Origin of the sequence: Maribacter hydrothermalis, from assembly GCF_001913155.1 — a bacterium.
Classification (GTDB): domain Bacteria; phylum Bacteroidota; class Bacteroidia; order Flavobacteriales; family Flavobacteriaceae; genus Maribacter; species Maribacter hydrothermalis.
In genome coordinates, this window is the sequence record NZ_CP018760.1 from 3,776,991 (window position 1) to 3,792,250 (window position 15,260).

General features: G+C 35.5%; 15 protein-coding genes. 1 reads left to right on the forward strand and 14 read right to left on the reverse strand.

The window, feature by feature from the left end; translation table 11 throughout:
- Positions 1-61: 61 nt before the first annotated feature.
- The 14 genes from BTR34_RS16175 to BTR34_RS18860 all read right to left on the reverse strand — a co-directional run bounded on the left by BTR34_RS16175 (position 62) and on the right by BTR34_RS18860 (position 12,964).
- Entirely contained in the window at positions 62-2,323 is a 2,262-nt protein-coding gene (locus tag BTR34_RS16175; RefSeq protein WP_068485139.1) for an ATP-binding cassette domain-containing protein, read from the reverse strand.
- Positions 2,324-2,525: 202 nt separating this feature from the next.
- Positions 2,526-3,245: a class I SAM-dependent methyltransferase gene (locus BTR34_RS16180; RefSeq protein ID WP_068485140.1), complete on the reverse strand. Its 720-nt coding sequence runs from the start codon at positions 3,243-3,245 to the stop codon at positions 2,526-2,528.
- Positions 3,235-3,714, reverse strand: coding sequence for an SRPBCC family protein (locus tag BTR34_RS16185; RefSeq protein ID WP_068485142.1), 480 nt, complete (start codon positions 3,712-3,714; stop codon positions 3,235-3,237). Before BTR34_RS16185 ends, BTR34_RS16180 begins: the two co-directional genes overlap by 11 nt.
- Before the next feature lie 522 nt (positions 3,715-4,236).
- Positions 4,237-5,085 (reverse strand): peptidase associated/transthyretin-like domain-containing protein, encoded by an 849-nt coding sequence (locus tag BTR34_RS16190; RefSeq protein ID WP_074472155.1) that lies wholly within the window; start codon positions 5,083-5,085, stop codon positions 4,237-4,239.
- Between the two features lie 132 nt (positions 5,086-5,217).
- On the reverse strand, positions 5,218-5,796 hold the full coding sequence (locus BTR34_RS16195) for a hypothetical protein (RefSeq protein WP_068483064.1): 579 nt from the start codon (positions 5,794-5,796) through the stop codon (positions 5,218-5,220).
- 138 nt (positions 5,797-5,934) lie between these two features.
- Positions 5,935-6,381: a UPF0158 family protein gene (locus BTR34_RS16200; protein ID WP_068483067.1), complete on the reverse strand. Its 447-nt coding sequence runs from the start codon at positions 6,379-6,381 to the stop codon at positions 5,935-5,937.
- A complete protein-coding gene (locus BTR34_RS16205; protein ID WP_068483070.1) occupies positions 6,381-6,773 on the reverse strand; it encodes a hypothetical protein in 393 nt (130 codons plus the stop codon). Before BTR34_RS16205 ends, BTR34_RS16200 begins: the two co-directional genes overlap by 1 nt.
- Before the next feature lie 158 nt (positions 6,774-6,931).
- Positions 6,932-7,324 carry a VOC family protein gene (locus BTR34_RS16210; RefSeq protein ID WP_068483073.1) on the reverse strand — a complete coding sequence of 131 codons (393 nt, stop codon included), beginning with the start codon at positions 7,322-7,324 and terminating at the stop codon, positions 6,932-6,934.
- Position 7,325: 1 nt separating this feature from the next.
- Positions 7,326-7,841, reverse strand: a complete 516-nt coding sequence (locus tag BTR34_RS16215) for a ClbS/DfsB family four-helix bundle protein (protein ID WP_068483076.1) — start codon at positions 7,839-7,841, stop codon at positions 7,326-7,328.
- Positions 7,842-7,992: 151 nt separating this feature from the next.
- Positions 7,993-8,766 carry a hypothetical protein gene (locus BTR34_RS16220; protein WP_068483080.1) on the reverse strand — a complete coding sequence of 258 codons (774 nt, stop codon included), beginning with the start codon at positions 8,764-8,766 and terminating at the stop codon, positions 7,993-7,995.
- A 64-nt stretch (positions 8,767-8,830) separates the two neighbouring features.
- Entirely contained in the window at positions 8,831-9,958 is a 1,128-nt protein-coding gene (xerA, locus tag BTR34_RS16225; RefSeq protein ID WP_235843175.1) for a site-specific tyrosine recombinase/integron integrase, read from the reverse strand.
- Between the two features lie 458 nt (positions 9,959-10,416).
- Entirely contained in the window at positions 10,417-10,662 is a 246-nt protein-coding gene (locus tag BTR34_RS18855) for a hypothetical protein (RefSeq protein ID WP_157483776.1), read from the reverse strand.
- 268 nt (positions 10,663-10,930) lie between these two features.
- Positions 10,931-11,641, reverse strand: coding sequence for a hypothetical protein (locus BTR34_RS16240; RefSeq protein ID WP_068483086.1), 711 nt, complete (start codon positions 11,639-11,641; stop codon positions 10,931-10,933).
- Between the two features lie 6 nt (positions 11,642-11,647).
- Positions 11,648-12,964 carry a tyrosine-type recombinase/integrase gene (locus tag BTR34_RS18860; RefSeq protein ID WP_074472157.1) on the reverse strand — a complete coding sequence of 439 codons (1,317 nt, stop codon included), beginning with the start codon at positions 12,962-12,964 and terminating at the stop codon, positions 11,648-11,650.
- A 622-nt stretch (positions 12,965-13,586) separates the two neighbouring features.
- Here BTR34_RS18860 and BTR34_RS16250 point away from each other — a divergent pair.
- Positions 13,587-15,260 (forward strand): ribulokinase, encoded by a 1,674-nt coding sequence (locus tag BTR34_RS16250; RefSeq protein WP_068483092.1) that lies wholly within the window; start codon positions 13,587-13,589, stop codon positions 15,258-15,260.

Consider the following 15,260-nt stretch of genomic DNA (forward strand, 5'->3'; position numbering starts at 1 on the left):
GCTTGATAAGAGCTAAAAGCCTTGAATTTATTACTGTTTCGCCTATTTTTTATATACATTGTTACCTGCTTTTTATTTCTAAATATTTTCGTAGATATTCTGCTGTCGCTGAATTTTTATGATTCAATAGCTTTTCTACAGTTCCCTCAAAAATAATTTCTCCTCCATATTTTCCTGCTCCCTCTCCAACATCAATAATCCAATCCGCTTTTGAAATAATATCTAAATTATGCTCAATGACAATAATCGTATTATTTTGGTTTACAAGTTTGTTCAAAATCGACATTAGCTTTTTAGTATCGAATGGATGCAGTCCTGTACTCGGCTCGTCCAAAACAATTAGATTATCTTCATTGTCAATCTCCTTTGTTAGTTTTAGTCGCTGTCTTTCTCCACCCGAAAAACCGCTTAATCGTTGACCTAATTTTAAATAGTCCAACCCTAAGTCGATTAATAAATCAAAATCGGTCGCAAAATCATTTTGGTCAAAAAACGACCTTGCCTCCAAAGTGGTTAAATCTAATACCTCTACAATATTCTTATTTCGGTAGGTATATTTTAAAACCTGTGGTTTAAATCCACTTCCGCCACATACTTCGCAAGGTGCCTCTATATCGTCCATAAAAGCTAAATCTATCTTTTCTACTCCAAGACCTTTGCAATTTTCGCAACCTCCCTCACTATTACTGCTAAAAAGTTTAATACTAACATCATTTGCTTTTGAAAACAAGCGCCTTATTTTGTCCGAGACACCTAAATAGGTCAATAAATTAGACTTTGAACTACCTCTAATCTGCGACTGGTCAATTATCTTCGCTTTAGGAAATTGTTTTGGCAACACTTTACTAATAAGGGTGCTTTTGCCTGAACCTGCAACGCCTGTAACTACGGTCAGAACATTTTTTGGAATTTCTACTGAAACATTTTTAAGATTATATAAATCGGCATCGGTAATTTTTATCGTAGCACTAAACTCTCTTGGATTTTTGTTGATTTGTCTTGAAAGGGAAAAATATTGTCCTGTTTTTCCTTTGGATTTTTTCAAATTTTCAAAATTGCCTTGGTAAACAATTTCGCCACCGTTTACACCTGAAAGTGGACCTAAATCCACAACATGGTCAGCCAATTTAATCAAGTCTGGGTCGTGTTCTACGATTAAGACTGTGTTGCCTTTTGCCTTTATTTGTTTTATGATTTTTGAGATATTGTCCAAATCTTTTGGATGAAGTCCAATACTCGGTTCATCGAATATGTACAGTAAATCTTCCAAGCTGTTCCCAAGATGTTTTACCATCTTAATCCGTTGCGATTCGCCACCTGAAAGGGTAGTGGTAACTCTATCTAATGTAAGGTACTGAAGACCAATGGTAACTAAATTTTGAAGTTTTTTTGTCAGTTCGTTGATAACGGTTTCATACGTGTCGGATGAAATTGTTTGGATAAACGACAATAGGTCATCAATCGAAAGTGAAGTACAATCAGCAATGGCCTTGCCATTGATTTTACAGGACAGAATTTTGCCGTTCAGCCTTTTGCCTGAACATTCAGGACAAACTTCTGTCGAAATAATTTTGCGTAACTCCTTTTTTCGTAGTTTTTCTTCTTTTGAGTTCTTATTTAGGAAATCCCTTTGAATTCGAGGTAAAACGCCTAAATATTGCATCGTCTTTCCCCAATCTTTTGAAGGGTTCTTTGGTTTATGTTCTTCCGAGTGAAGCAACAAGTTCCATTCTTCTTCTGTATAGTCTTTCAACTTTTTATCGTTGTCAAAATAACCTGAATTTACATATCTTAACCAACGATAACCATTGGGTTGAAAGGTTGGAAACTGTATCGCTCCCTCATTCAATGATTTGGTTCTGTCGAACAATGTGTTCGTGTCGATACTGGTAACATAACCCAAACCATTGCAAGTCGAACACATTCCTTGTGGATGGTTGAAAGAGAATACATTTGAATAACCAACAAAAGGTTTGCCTACTCTCGAAAAAAGTAGTCGTAATGTAGCATAAATGTCTGTCGATGTGCCAACTGTAGAACGAGCGTTTCCACCCAAACGTTTTTGGTTGATGATGACTGGTACGTTGAGATGTTCGATTTTATCAACGTCAGCTACTCCAAAACGCATTAAGCGATTTCTTACAAAGCTGTTTTGGGTTTCGTTGATTTGGCGTTGAGCCTCTGCTCCAATGGTTTCAAAAACCAAGGAAGATTTTCCTGAACCTGAAACGCCTGTAAAGACGGTTATTTTGTTCTTTGGTATTTCTAAAGATAGGTTCTTTAGGTTGTTTTGTCTTGCTCCGTATATTTTTATTTTCTTCATTAAATTCCCTATGGTTGAATGGAAGCAATGTCGTTTGTTTTAAATTGCAGGTAACGTGTTCGTGTATGATTAGTTGCGTGGTTAAGCACTAAATTTAGCAAATAAAAACCGAATAGAAAATCCGCAAGGATTTTCGTAAGCAAGCCAGAATCAAGCAATTAATTATACACGGTGTTAGCGGTTCGGGCTTTCTCTGTTCATATTATTTGCTTATTTTTTGTCCGTTTAAACCTGTCGCACAACCATAAAAATAAGAAACATACTTTGTTTTTAATCCTTGGTTAGCAAATATTTCAGTCGCATCTTTTGCATTTTCAAATTTGTCAGTGTATTTCCAAAGCATTTTATATTCTTCTGGATTTCCAAGTAAAATTTTTCCTAAAATTGGAATAATCTTTCCTAAATAAAAGCCGTAAAAAAATTTTAAAACATTATTGTTCGGTTTTGAGACCTCTATAAATGAAAATTGTCCGCCTATTTTTAAAATTCGTTTTGTTTCTAATGCCAAAATATTCAATTGCTCAAGGTTAAAAGTTTTAAGACCAAACGCACAAGTTACAAAGTCAAAATGATTGCTTGGAAGTTCGTTTTGTAATATATCCTGCTGCAAAACTGTTATTTGTTCCTTGAACTTCTCTTTATTTTTCTGTTTGGCATATTTCAACATACCTTCAGAGAAATCAAGAACTGTCAAATTTGAATTTGGAAACTTATGTTTAGTTGCTTGCCACGTTTCGCCCATTCCTGTCAGCAAGTCTATTATTTTAACATTTTGATTTGTAGGTTTAAATGAATTTAAAAATTGTGTTCGCCAACGAATCGAAAAACCAAATGAAGTTATATAATTCATTCGTTCATACGAACTGCTCATTCTGTTGAAAAGCCCTTTTACATATTCCGGACTATAAATATTACTTTCCATTCAGAACTAATTTCCATTTGTCTGTTTCAGCGAATTCTTTAATTACATTATTTCTATCAATGAGTAATTTCTGCAAGTAGTTTGTCAATATTAATTTGTCAAGTAATTTTCCAAGTAATCCAAATGGTGAATAAAATTCAAAAATATCTGTCATAATTACTCTCTCTTCAAATTGCTCAAATTTATGTTCGTGACGAATTGATTTGAATATTCCTTTTAATTGTTCATCAACAAAATAATATGGTCTTTCATAGACTGTGATTTTTGAAGTTAATTTTTGTTTGATGCCAAAATGAGTTGCTTGCCAAGTTACATATTCGTTCAATCCTATAAGTCCTGAAACTTTACCTTCAATTGCTTCTTCGTTCGTCTTTTCTGTTGAAATTTTGTGAAGGTCAATGCTTCTTGCCAAGTCAAAACAAATGTCAATTTTTGAATTAATTTCAGTTATAAGTTCGATTTTTGGCATTAATTTTTTTCGTCTTTTAAATGTTTGTCGGAGGTCGTTTTTTGCCTGACCGCTAACGGTAAGTGTATGAAATGGGCGAGTTTGCGTCCGAGGATTTTCCGCAGGAAAATCGGAAGGTGGCAAACGCACATTTACACTTGATTAGGGACTAAAGTAAGCATTTTTTATACACTATGTTGGCAACCGTTTATTTTTTAAAAACCAGACGGTTGGATTGGGTATGAAGCCAGTCGGTAGTTTAAAATCGATTTTTTAGTTTTATTAAAGCGACAGAATTGAGCGCAACAGTGGTAAATCGGAAGTGCGTTATGTTCCGTAACAGTGATAAATCGGAAGAATAGAGTGAGATCTTTTTTTAGAAATTTTTGCGGTACAGCAATGGTTGCCAACGGTTTTGTGTATGATTTCGTTGCGTGTTTAAGCACTAAAGTTAGCAAATAAAACACAGATAGAAAGTCCGCGAGGACTTTCGTAAGAAAGCTATAACTAGCAATGAATTATACACGGTGTTGGCAACTGTATTTATTTGTTTTTTAGCACCTTAGAATATTTCATGTTAAACTTAATTGTTTCTCCAATTTTCAATTTCTGACTAGGATAGTATGGTTCATTAATAACCATATTATCGTAATTGCAATCAGGATAATCAATAACTCTGTATACTAGATTATATCCGCCCTTACGTTTATTTTTCTTAGTAATTACTCCTTTGATAATACAATCAAAGTTTTCTCCATCATAAGTATATGAATATGGATTCAAAGTTGTAATGTCTGTACCATTATGTCTTTGAATTACATTGTACGGAACTTTTATAATATCTCCTATTTTCAGTTCATTAAATTTTGTTTTAATCTGTTTCTTTCTCAATTTATCTTGTCTTCGAATTTCGTCAAGATTTGGGAAGTCTAGTTCAAACTTTCTAATGACACAAGGTTTTTCGGTTTTGAAAATTCCTTTTTGAAAAGCTTGAGAGTGCAATTCCGTTAATTTTTCAAACTCTTTTTTGCGTAGTCTGTCAACTTTTCTTGGTGACATAAAATCATATGTAGAAGCCAAAAACAGAATTATCTCTAGATTTTCACATTCTTTTGGAACTGAAATTGTTGCCCATTCATAGCCAACTCCAGCAAAAATTAATTTATCCGTTTCTTTGGGTAATTTAATTTTGAAATAACCATTCAAGTCTGACTGTCCGATTTTGATTGTATCCTTGTCGAATATTGTTATTCCAATTGCACTTTCCAAAAATTGGTCAATAGTTTTTCCACTTAAAGTCCGTTGACCAAATGCCGAAAAAACGCATAAAAAGAATGATATGAAAAATGTTGTTTTAAATCTCAATGTTTTCGGTTTGGATATTGTTGCCAACGGTTTTGTGTATGATTAGTGGCGTGTTTAAGTAACTAATTTAGCAAATAAAAACCGAATAGAAAATCCGCGAGGATTTTCGTAAGCAAGCTCCAACTAGCCATTAATTATACACGTTGTTGCCAACTGGCTTTATTTCATTATTTCAGTCAGATAAACGATTCCGAAAATCCAACCAACATAGAGTAGAGTGTAAGTCAGCGAGTAAACTGCTGAAATTCCAATATCTCCTTTTGTGTCTTTTGATTTATTAAAAACCAATTTTAATGCTCTGAAAAAAATCCAATACAACATTGCTAAAATTATAAAAATCGAAAACCAAAAGACAGCTTCTAAAACGATTAGTAAAATGATAATCAAAATTGTCATTCCAATCCAGAGTAAAATGGATAAAATCAGTCCTCCAATTCCATCTCCAACTGAAACACTTGGCGTGTCAAAAGTCGGTGTTGCATTTGCCATTAAATCTCCACTTTTAAAATTCCGAAATTTTGGAAAGTTGTCAATCAGTCCGATTCCTTTATAAAGTCCGTAAGTCATAAACAGAAAAAGTGCTGTTGCAATAATTCCGAGAGACAAATAGAGATTTGAAGTCAGATTTCGGTTGTAATTAATTCCAGTCAGATAAACAGTCAGAATTGTAATTCCGATTACGAGTAATGAAACTATGAAAACGGATTTTCCTTTTAAATAATTCTGTTTAATTTTCAATTCAGAGGTTTTTGGTCAGCTTGTTGGCAACGTGTTTGTGTATGATTAGTGGCGTGTTTTAAGCACCTAATTTAGCAAATACAAACCGAATAGAAAATCCACAAGGATTTTCGTAAGTAAGCTCGAAATAGCTATTAATTATACACGGTGTTGTGCGCTGGCTTTTCCTTTGTTTAATTGATTTTCTACTATTTTTTCCAATTCACTTTGCTTAAATTCAAACCAATTTTTTCTAAATTCTGAATGGTCGATTTTATGCTTAAAATTTTGAAAAGGTTTTTTGTTTGTCAAAATATCCTCTAATTGCTCTTTAAGTTTTTGGTCAGGTATTTGCTCAACAAATCGTTCTATAATTTTAAACGATTCAAAACTTTCTAAAACCTCAATTGTTATAAATTCCGATTTATGTTTTTCTATTTTTTCTAAACTTTCTTGAAAAGATTCTTTAAACTCTTCTTCGTCGAATACTTGCGAGAAATTCGGAATTGCTAAAATTTCGTTGGTCTTAAAATTATAATAACAATCATTTCCGCAATCCAATTCTTGCGCAATTTCTCTGATTATATTCGATTGAGAGCTGTTCATTATTTAATCAAATCATTATGTAGATAAACCACTTCCGATTTTTTCCAAAAAGCCAAGTTAATTAATCCAGTCGTACTTCCGTCAATCCAATTCCCATTTTCATTAGATTGTACAGTCCATTTTATTGGTCTACCACTTTTTTTGACTGTTTTTAATCGGCAATCTTTGGAAAGTCCGAACGCAAAACAATTCAAAGCATCGATTTCGTTATCAAATTCCTCGTGCCATATATCAAATGCAACAGTATAATTTCTGTTTCCATTTGAAGTTAACGATACTGAAAATCCGTTGTCGTTATTTTTCTTTACGATAACTGAATTTTCGTCCAGTTTATAATCGGCATTCGGATACTTTTTCAGTCTTTCAATTATTTCGCTTATTGCTTTGTCCATCGGTTTTGTCAGCTTGCGCACAACGGTCTCGGCTATGAGCAGTTGGGGATTTTATGCCCTAACTTTTCGGTTTAGCACTGACCTTTGTTTTATGTTTATACTTTCGTTTTATCACTTTAGTCCCAATTGCTTATAGCCATTGTTGTGCGTTCGTATTTTTAGTTCTTTATAGGTGTACAAATTTCAATTAAAAATCCATTATTATCTAAAACATACCCCACTTTCTGTCCCCAGGGTTTTTCTACAAGTGGTTCAAATTCAGTTGCACCTGCATCAATCGCTTTCTTAAAATCCGTTTCGATATTTTCTGTTGTAAATGCCATTTCTACTCCGAACGGCTTTTTTGACTTATCTATTTTTTCAAATCCTTTCTTGAAATTTGAAATTCCAAGTTCAAAAGAAGCAAAGGCGATTGTTGTTTCTCCTGAAATCAATTCTCCGTAGTCGTTTTCAGGCGTTACAAATTTCTTTTCAAAGCCAAATGCTCTTTTATAAAATTCAATCGTTTCGACTACGTTTTCAACGTAAATTATCGTGTAAGCGTATTGCATATTAATTTATTGTTTTTAAAGTTTTTTTCCATTTTCGCACTCTACTTCTGGCGTTTTTATACGGTGAAGAAGTGTTGAACTGTATCATTTTTCCTTTTGTCCATTTGTCGTACCAAGCATTTTCATAAAGTTCTTTGTTCGTATTACTTTCAATCAACTTGAGGATTTTATCTACGGTTTGGTCTAATTTATTCAGCAAATCGGAATAGTCAAGATTTTCATAATCTGAATAGAATTTTTGTGCAAGTTTCCCCAATTCATTCCATTTATACCCTGTTTCGGGAAAATCAACTTTTTCTCCGTTTTCTTTTTTGTGATTCCATTTTAATACCAATTCTCCCCAGCCAATGAGATAAGCAACCAAATCGGAAATACTCATTTTCGTTTCTTTGGCGTGTCCATCGAGTTCTTTTTCTTTGGTTAATTCCGTTGGAATAGTTTCCAAGTCCTTTTTCAGTTTGGAATAGTTGTTTTTGATTTCAAAAATCAATTCTTCTTTGTTTTTTGGAATTGCCATTTGTTGGTTTTGGTTATATGACGCACAACGGTCTTGTGTATGGTTAGTTGCGTGTTTCAGCAACTAATTTAGTAAACAAAAACGAACGCGAGAAAATTCCGAAGGAATTTTCCAAATAAGCAACGACCAAAGCAATTAATTATACACGGTGTTACCTGCTGGCTTTATTATTTTCATCGTATTTTTTTTCAATTTCCGTTTTAGTTCTATAATCTAATGGAATTGGTAAATATGTTGGGTATTTGTAAAGTCCAATATCAAATGAGTGATTTCTTTCATCAGTATAATTTTTCCAACCACTAATTTCTGTCAGATGACTAATTTCAGTACTATTGTTTATGTTTAGAACATATCCAAAAGGTGGAAAAGTCAATTCACAAACAATTCCGTGTGTATTCGTTGCAGTCCAACTTAAATTTCTAATCTGTCCCTCATTATTCAAATATTGATATACCTTGTATTTGTCTGAAAGTGTTTTTAATTCAGGGTTTTTAATAAAGTCAAGTAGGTCATTATATTCTTCGGTAAACCAAGGCTCATTCATAGCAATAAACATTGATATTATTTGTTTTAAAACTCTAAAGGGATTTTGATTCATTGCTGTGAACTGGACATATTTAAAATCAAATTTCGAGTTCAAATCCATTCCAATATTTGCCCATTTTGAAAATGAGCGAACATAATGTTTGTTTAAAAATCCGTTACAAGTTTCGCACAAAGTATAATATCCTATTCCACCTTGATGAATAATTCCTTTTGGTTTGTGTTCAATAAAATTCGGACTTTTCGCAAACTCGTCAAAAGGAATAGAGTAGTAGCGAGTATTTTTATTGAAGGCAACTCTTGGTGGAATATGTTCAAAAGTCAGTTTTTTTTCTTTTTTACAAATTCGGCAAATACCAATTTCTGTTTTCTTTCGACTCATTTTTTCAGCTTGCAGGTAACAATTGTATATAGTAACAAGTTACTATATTTCTATTTTAGAAAAACTAATCTAATGGATTTTTAATAACCTTAAAAGTATTAGTCGCTACGTGGGTGTAAATTTCGGTCGTTTTGCTAGAGCCATGACCTAAAAGGACCTGAATCTGTCTTAGATCCACACCTGATTCCAGCAAATGGGTGGCAAAGCTATGCCTTAAAACATGTGGCGTGACCGTTTGGGCTATCCTTGCCTTTTTTGCTGCATTCTTCACAATGCTTAATACGCTCTCCGCACTATATTTAGAAGCTTTTCTACCTTCGAAGAGTAACTTCTGCGGTTTCCACTCTTTATAATATACTCGGAGGTCTTCTAGTGCGGTTTTGGATAGAAGGGTATACCTGTCTTTGTTTCCCTTTCCACCTTCAACTTTTATTAACATACGCTTACTGTCAATATCCTGTATCTTTAGATTCAAGAGCTCGCTACGGCGCAACCCTGAACTATATAGCAGTTTTACTATACATCTATGCTTTAGGTTATTGGTATGCTCGATGATGGCAAGTACTTCTTCCTTTGAGATAACTGTTGGCAGTTTGGATTCTTTTCTAGGTCTTTCTATTTCATAGAATCGATTGGGCATTCCCAGCACGACTTCATAATAGAATTTAATGGCGTTGATGGCCTGGTTCAGGTAGGAGTTCGATACATTTTTGTGGATCAAATGTTGAAGGAATGCCCTGATATCCCTTTCATCAATGGTACGTAGGTCCTTTTCTTTGTAAAAATTAATGAACATCTCAAAAAATGAGACATAGGTCCGGACCGTACTATTGGCATATTTCTTCAGCTCGAGTTTTAACAGATACTCCTCAGGGCAGAGCCTATATTCCGGAACGGTAACCCTATTTCTGAACCATTGTACATCGACGGTCTCATTATTCGTGTTAATAGGTTTGTTGGTAAAAAATCTATTGTAGTTGATCCAGACTACCCCCTTAAAAGTATGGAACACGATTGCCAGATTCGTTTTTGTATTGGGTATATAGGCCATGTTGTATCGCTTGCTCCATTTTGGGTCGGGAAGTCCCTTTATCAAGTTCTGGACCAGCTTATCGGGAGAAAATTTTATACCTATCATCTTTCGGTCAGCGATCATCAGATGATAAAGTGTAATGGATCTTATGGGGCTCATCTCACAAGTTTAATGAAGTTCCCGATTTTAAACAGTATATTATGTGTATAAATTCCGTTTACAAATGACTAATGTAAAAATTTGCCCAGTCTGTTCAACAGCTATAACAGGGCGGTCCGATAAGCTGTTTTGTTCATTAAAATGCAAATCGATACATCAATATGAAAGCCGTCAAAAAAACGAGCGGTTCTTTTTAAAGGTGGATAGGCAATTGAAAATAAATAGAAAGCTTTTAAAACGTTATAACAAATCCGGGTTGAGTACCATACGTCGGGCCGAGCTCATAGGTCAAGGGTTCGACCCAAAATTCTTCACGCACTATTGGAAAAATCAAAAGGGAGAAGTTTATTTATTTGTCTACGAGTATGGTTTTTTACGTATCAATACCAATGGGAAGGATAAATATGTTTTGATCAAGTGGCAAAGCTACATGGATCGCTCTTAATTTCATCGAGTGTTTACCTAGTCAATGATTTATTTGGTCTTAGATAAACGACCATCTTGGTCTCCATGTCAAAATAGGGTAGGGTACCATCAGGTCTTCCGGGCAGATTAAGAATACTTTGATAGCGTTGATTACTCCTTCTCAAGGCGAGAATATCCCCTTTGGTAGCGGGCCTGTCCTTGGGGTCCGTAAAAACATTTTTCAGTACGCCGGCCGCCAAGGCACCGGCAGTGGCATTTCCAATACCCGGAAGGCTCATGCCCTCAACTTTGTTCTTGATGTTCGGACCGTTGTCGATCGGCTTTATTTCGGACGTAGGCAGTAGGGTTTCTTTCTTTTTTCTTTGGTGGTGTGCCTTCGACCTGCAATTGTCACTACAGAACTTTTGGACATACCTCCTTTTTGGATCAAATTCCTTGTGGCAAAAATGGCAGGTGTAGTATTTCGTATCCATTGTGCGTTAAATATACGTTTGTTTGACGTATAATCCGTAAAATTTGGGCCAAAAATTACTTTTCAATGGTCATTTATGTGCCCTTTCCGACCGACGATGTTGAATCCACATCATTAAAAACGGTCCTCAAAAGGAAGCTTCTGGCTTCAAAGTCGGTAATCAACGGCCGTTTTTCTAAAGGGGCTTCCTTCGGAATTTCGGTGTTCAAAAATGCATTTTCGTATTGGTTTTCTTTGACGTTATCAACTAATATGGATAAGGTCGTTGAAGGGTCATTCTTAAGGTGGTCCAAAATCTGACGGGAGGTCAGATCGGTATTCACACGAACATGGAATTTGGATTCCAATTCCTCCCTATGGTTTTGGTACGCCGTTTTTTGCAACTTGAAATAGCCCTTTACATTATTTTCGACGGTACAGTGTTCGTCGACATGTTCGTACATCCATTGGGAGGTAAAAACAAAGAAGCGCAACTGTAGTACATATTTTTCCAAGAGCGCATTGAACCGGGAGGTGTTCAGGACCGCTTTTTCGTCCAGCAACCTCAGTATGTTATGACCGAGCAGGGTAGGCTTTTCCAAAAGTTGCACATACCTTGATCCAGCACTTATTTCCTTGATCTCGCCATTCTTATCGTACAGAACGACGGTATCGAAAAAGGTTTCAATGTCGATGGAAGCGAAGGCTTCCATTTCGGACTTAGGGACAAGGCTCATTGGCAGAAAGAACAAGAAGGGCCTATTCAGTTTTTGTATCAGATCGGTCAGTGTTTCTTCCATTCCCATATATCATTATTTTAGAAGGTCCGAATAGTCCTTGGCCAGTTCCGCATCGATGTCCCTTAGATATTTTTCCAGCGCCGACATCGATTTATGGCCCGTTATGAGCATCAGCCTGCTTTTGGCCTCGAAAGGAGAGGAGCCGTTGAGCAGTTTTCGGTAAAGTTTGGTGATATAGGTATGGCGAAAACTGTACAATCCATAATCCTCGTTAAGATTGAAATGTTCCTTTACTTTCTCTTTAAACCTTTTTGAGAAATAATTGCGACGATTGGTCTCCGTCGCGTTCCAGGTACCACCGATCCTGTCGGGCGTGAACAATAGATCGTCCGGATCCATTTTGGACAGGTCGGGAAGCACGTCCAACAATATTTGGGGGATGGTCTTCTTTTTCAGGATGCTGTTCTTGGCCTGAAAGGAAATGGTCTTGCTCTTTAAGTTCAGATCACGGACCCGTAGCCTTGAGACCTCAATAGGCCGTAAATAATTGTAGGCCACGAATTTTATGTAGAGTAGGAGTATGGGGTCCTCTTTTTTTAGATAGGAGAATATAGCGTTCTCCATCTCGAGGGTCAGCGTCCTGTTCCTTTTCGGCACCGAAGCAAGCGGTTTTATGTTCTTTATGAAATTGAAGCCGATCAGTTCGTTTTCCTCCAGGGTCTGTAACATCGTACCGAGGGCCAACCGGAAGTTGTTCCTGTTCCTTGCACTCGATTTCATCAGGATGTAGTTCAAAAAGTCCATCAGTATTTTTTTGGTCAGCTTGTCCATCGTCCGTATCTCCGGATGGTTCTCGGAGAGCCATAGCAAGAATGCCTTGGATTTATGTCCGTAGTCCTGTAGGGTCCGATGCTTGACCTGGTTCTTCTTGAGCTTAAGGACATAATCGAAGGCATCCGATAGGGGCATTCCCCAGCTCTCTACGGGTTCGCCTTCCGTTGGGGCCACAGGTGCTACCGGATCGACCTTTTTAACCGTCTCTGTTCGGGTAGGGGGAGTTTCTTTTTCAAGCCCTATATCCTTCTTTTTCTCAAAAGGGCTATAGCCTTCCCTTAATAGTTTTAGAAGGTTCTTTCGGTACGATGTCAATACGGTCAGCCTGTCTGCCTTCGTCTTGTAATTGTTCGCCTTGCCATAGATGTTCTTCATACGTACCAATTTCTTGGTAACGGGGTCCCTGAACGAAAAATAGACGTACCATCTTTTGGAAAGATCGCCCTTTGCGGTGTAGATCTTTGGGGCCGAGAAATTACTTTTTGTTGACAAATCGTGTTCTAAAACGTGTTCACTTTCGTGTTCAAATGTAATCGTTTCTAAAAATATAGACATAAAAAAACGGTTTAGTGTGAACTAAACCGCTTGTTTCGGTTGATTTTACTAATGTAGCGAGAGGGGGGCACGATCCCCCGACCTCCGGGTTATGAATTGTCCAAAACCCCTTATTTTACTACTATTTCAAGACCTTTTATATAAAATCGTATTCGGTAGCGTATACGCTGATTAATCAAATTAGTTACTCAAATATAGTAAAATATTTAGCGGTGAAAATGTGATGATTGATTATTTTAAAATTAATTGCTGATTAATATTACAATGTTTATGAAAAAATTGAATATCCCTCATAGAATGAACAATTAAATTAATGATATTTTTTTTTATAGATTTTATATTGGTTTATAATGAACAATTTTGGCTATTTCTCTTCTTGTATTTTATTAATTTTTAAAATAAATTATCACGATAAAATTAGGTGTGATATTGACTTGAAGTGTTATTTTTTTTCTTACTACGATTCAATAATAGTATATTAATGTTAACTTTTAATAAATAATTTAATCATCCCTAGAATATTATATAAATTTATACTATTATTGCTTAAACGATAAAGCAATTTGAAATTTCTAAATCGTGTTTTTTTTAACAATTAGCTTAAACGTTTAAACTTTAAAATGTGAATTCAAATTATACAATAGGTGTTGATTTTGGTACTGATTCTGTCAGAACTATCTTAGTTGATACATTAACCGGAGATGTTTTATCAGAAGGATGTAGTTATTATAAATTATGGAAAGAAGGTAAGTACTGTAATCCTAAAGCAAACCAATTCAGACAACATCCTAGTGACCATATAGAAGCTTTAAAAACTTCTTTTAAAGCCTTATTTTCTACAATACCTAATTCGATTAAATCTAATATCGGGGCATTATCAGTTGCATCAACTGGTTCTACACCAGTTCCTATAAACGAATTTGGGGTTCCACTTGCGTTAACAGAACGTTTTAAAGAAAACCCTAATGCAATGTTCATTCTATGGAAAGACCATACAGCTATTAACGAAGCTAATGAAATTAACGAATTGGCACACTCAAAGAAATACTTGGATTATACAACTTATGTGGGTGGTGAGTATTCTTCAGAATGGTTTTGGGCAAAAATACTCCATATATTTCGTAATGACCAGAATGTAAAAAATGCAACTTTCTCATGGGTAGAACACTGTGATTGGATACCTGCGTTATTAACAGGGAATACTAATCCTTTAAAATTCAAGAGAAGTCGCTGTGCAGCTGGCCATAAGGCTATGTGGCATCCAAAATGGAATGGATTGCCGTCAGAAGAATTCTTATCCGAACTTGACCCTTTATTGTCAGGCATTCGAGATAGAATGTATACTGACACCTATACTTCTGATAAAAGTGCTGGTATTATTTCGAAAGAGTGGGCTATTACCTTAGGCTTAAGGGAAGGTGTTTTAGTTGGTGTTGGAACTTTAGATGCTCATATGGGCGCAATTGGAGGAGAAATTAAACCTAACTATTTAGTTAAAGTAATAGGTACATCTACCTGTGACATGCTCGTCATTCCAAAGGAAGAAATAAAAGATAACGTAATAAGTGGCATTTGTGGTCAAGTAGATGGCTCTATAATACCCAATATGATTGGTCTTGAAGCGGGTCAATCGGCATTTGGAGATATATACGCTTGGTTCAATAGGTTCTTAATGTGGCCACTTGATAATTTTATTAAAAATATTGATGCTTCTGAAAATAAATCAAAAGAATTAATTTCAAAGGAGATTAAAGAACATATGTTGTTTGAACTTAGTGTAGCAGCAAAAGAATTACCTATTATAGAGGCAGATATTGTAGCTATAGATTGGTTAAATGGAAGAAGAACACCAAATTCTAATCAAGGTTTAAAAGGGGGGGTTATTGGTTTAACATTGAGTACTGACGCTCCAAAATTATATAAAGCGTTGGTTGAAGCTACCTGTTTTGGTTCTAAAAAAATTATAGATCGGTTTTTAGAAGAAGGTGTTACAATATCCGGAATTATTGCTGTTGGTGGGGTTGCTCAAAAATCAGATTTTGTAATGCAAACACTGGCAGATATATTAGATTATCCTATAAGTGTAGTTAAGTCTGAACAAACTTGTGCGCTTGGAGCCGCTATGTCTGCTGCGGTTGTCGCAGGAATTTATGGGACCATTCTAGAAGCACAAAAAGCCATGGGCGCTGGATTTGAAAAGGTTTATAAACCTATTCCTCAAAACTCAGAAGTATATAAAAAACTCTACGTTAAATATTCGCAGTTTGGTGAATTTATGGATAATAAAATGAATTAA

Bases quoted from the DNA above. Each gene is read 5' to 3' on its own strand.
- BTR34_RS16175 (WP_068485139.1), bottom strand. From the start codon at position 2,323: ATGAAGAAAATAAAAATATACGGAGCAAGACAAAACAACCTAAAGAAC.
- BTR34_RS16180 (WP_068485140.1), bottom strand. From the start codon at position 3,245: ATGGAAAGTAATATTTATAGTCCGGAATATGTAAAAGGGCTTTTCAAC.
- BTR34_RS16185 (WP_068485142.1), bottom strand. From the start codon at position 3,714: ATGCCAAAAATCGAACTTATAACTGAAATTAATTCAAAAATTGACATT.
- BTR34_RS16200 (WP_068483067.1), bottom strand. From the start codon at position 6,381: ATGAACAGCTCTCAATCGAATATAATCAGAGAAATTGCGCAAGAATTG.
- BTR34_RS16205 (WP_068483070.1), bottom strand. From the start codon at position 6,773: ATGGACAAAGCAATAAGCGAAATAATTGAAAGACTGAAAAAGTATCCG.
- BTR34_RS16210 (WP_068483073.1), bottom strand. From the start codon at position 7,324: ATGCAATACGCTTACACGATAATTTACGTTGAAAACGTAGTCGAAACG.
- BTR34_RS16215 (WP_068483076.1), bottom strand. From the start codon at position 7,841: ATGGCAATTCCAAAAAACAAAGAAGAATTGATTTTTGAAATCAAAAAC.
- BTR34_RS16220 (WP_068483080.1), bottom strand. From the start codon at position 8,766: ATGAGTCGAAAGAAAACAGAAATTGGTATTTGCCGAATTTGTAAAAAA.
- xerA (WP_235843175.1), bottom strand. From the start codon at position 9,958: ATGAGCCCCATAAGATCCATTACACTTTATCATCTGATGATCGCTGAC.
- BTR34_RS18855 (WP_157483776.1), bottom strand. From the start codon at position 10,662: ATGAGCCTTCCGGGTATTGGAAATGCCACTGCCGGTGCCTTGGCGGCC.
- BTR34_RS16240 (WP_068483086.1), bottom strand. From the start codon at position 11,641: ATGGGAATGGAAGAAACACTGACCGATCTGATACAAAAACTGAATAGG.
- BTR34_RS18860 (WP_074472157.1), bottom strand. From the start codon at position 12,964: ATGTCTATATTTTTAGAAACGATTACATTTGAACACGAAAGTGAACAC.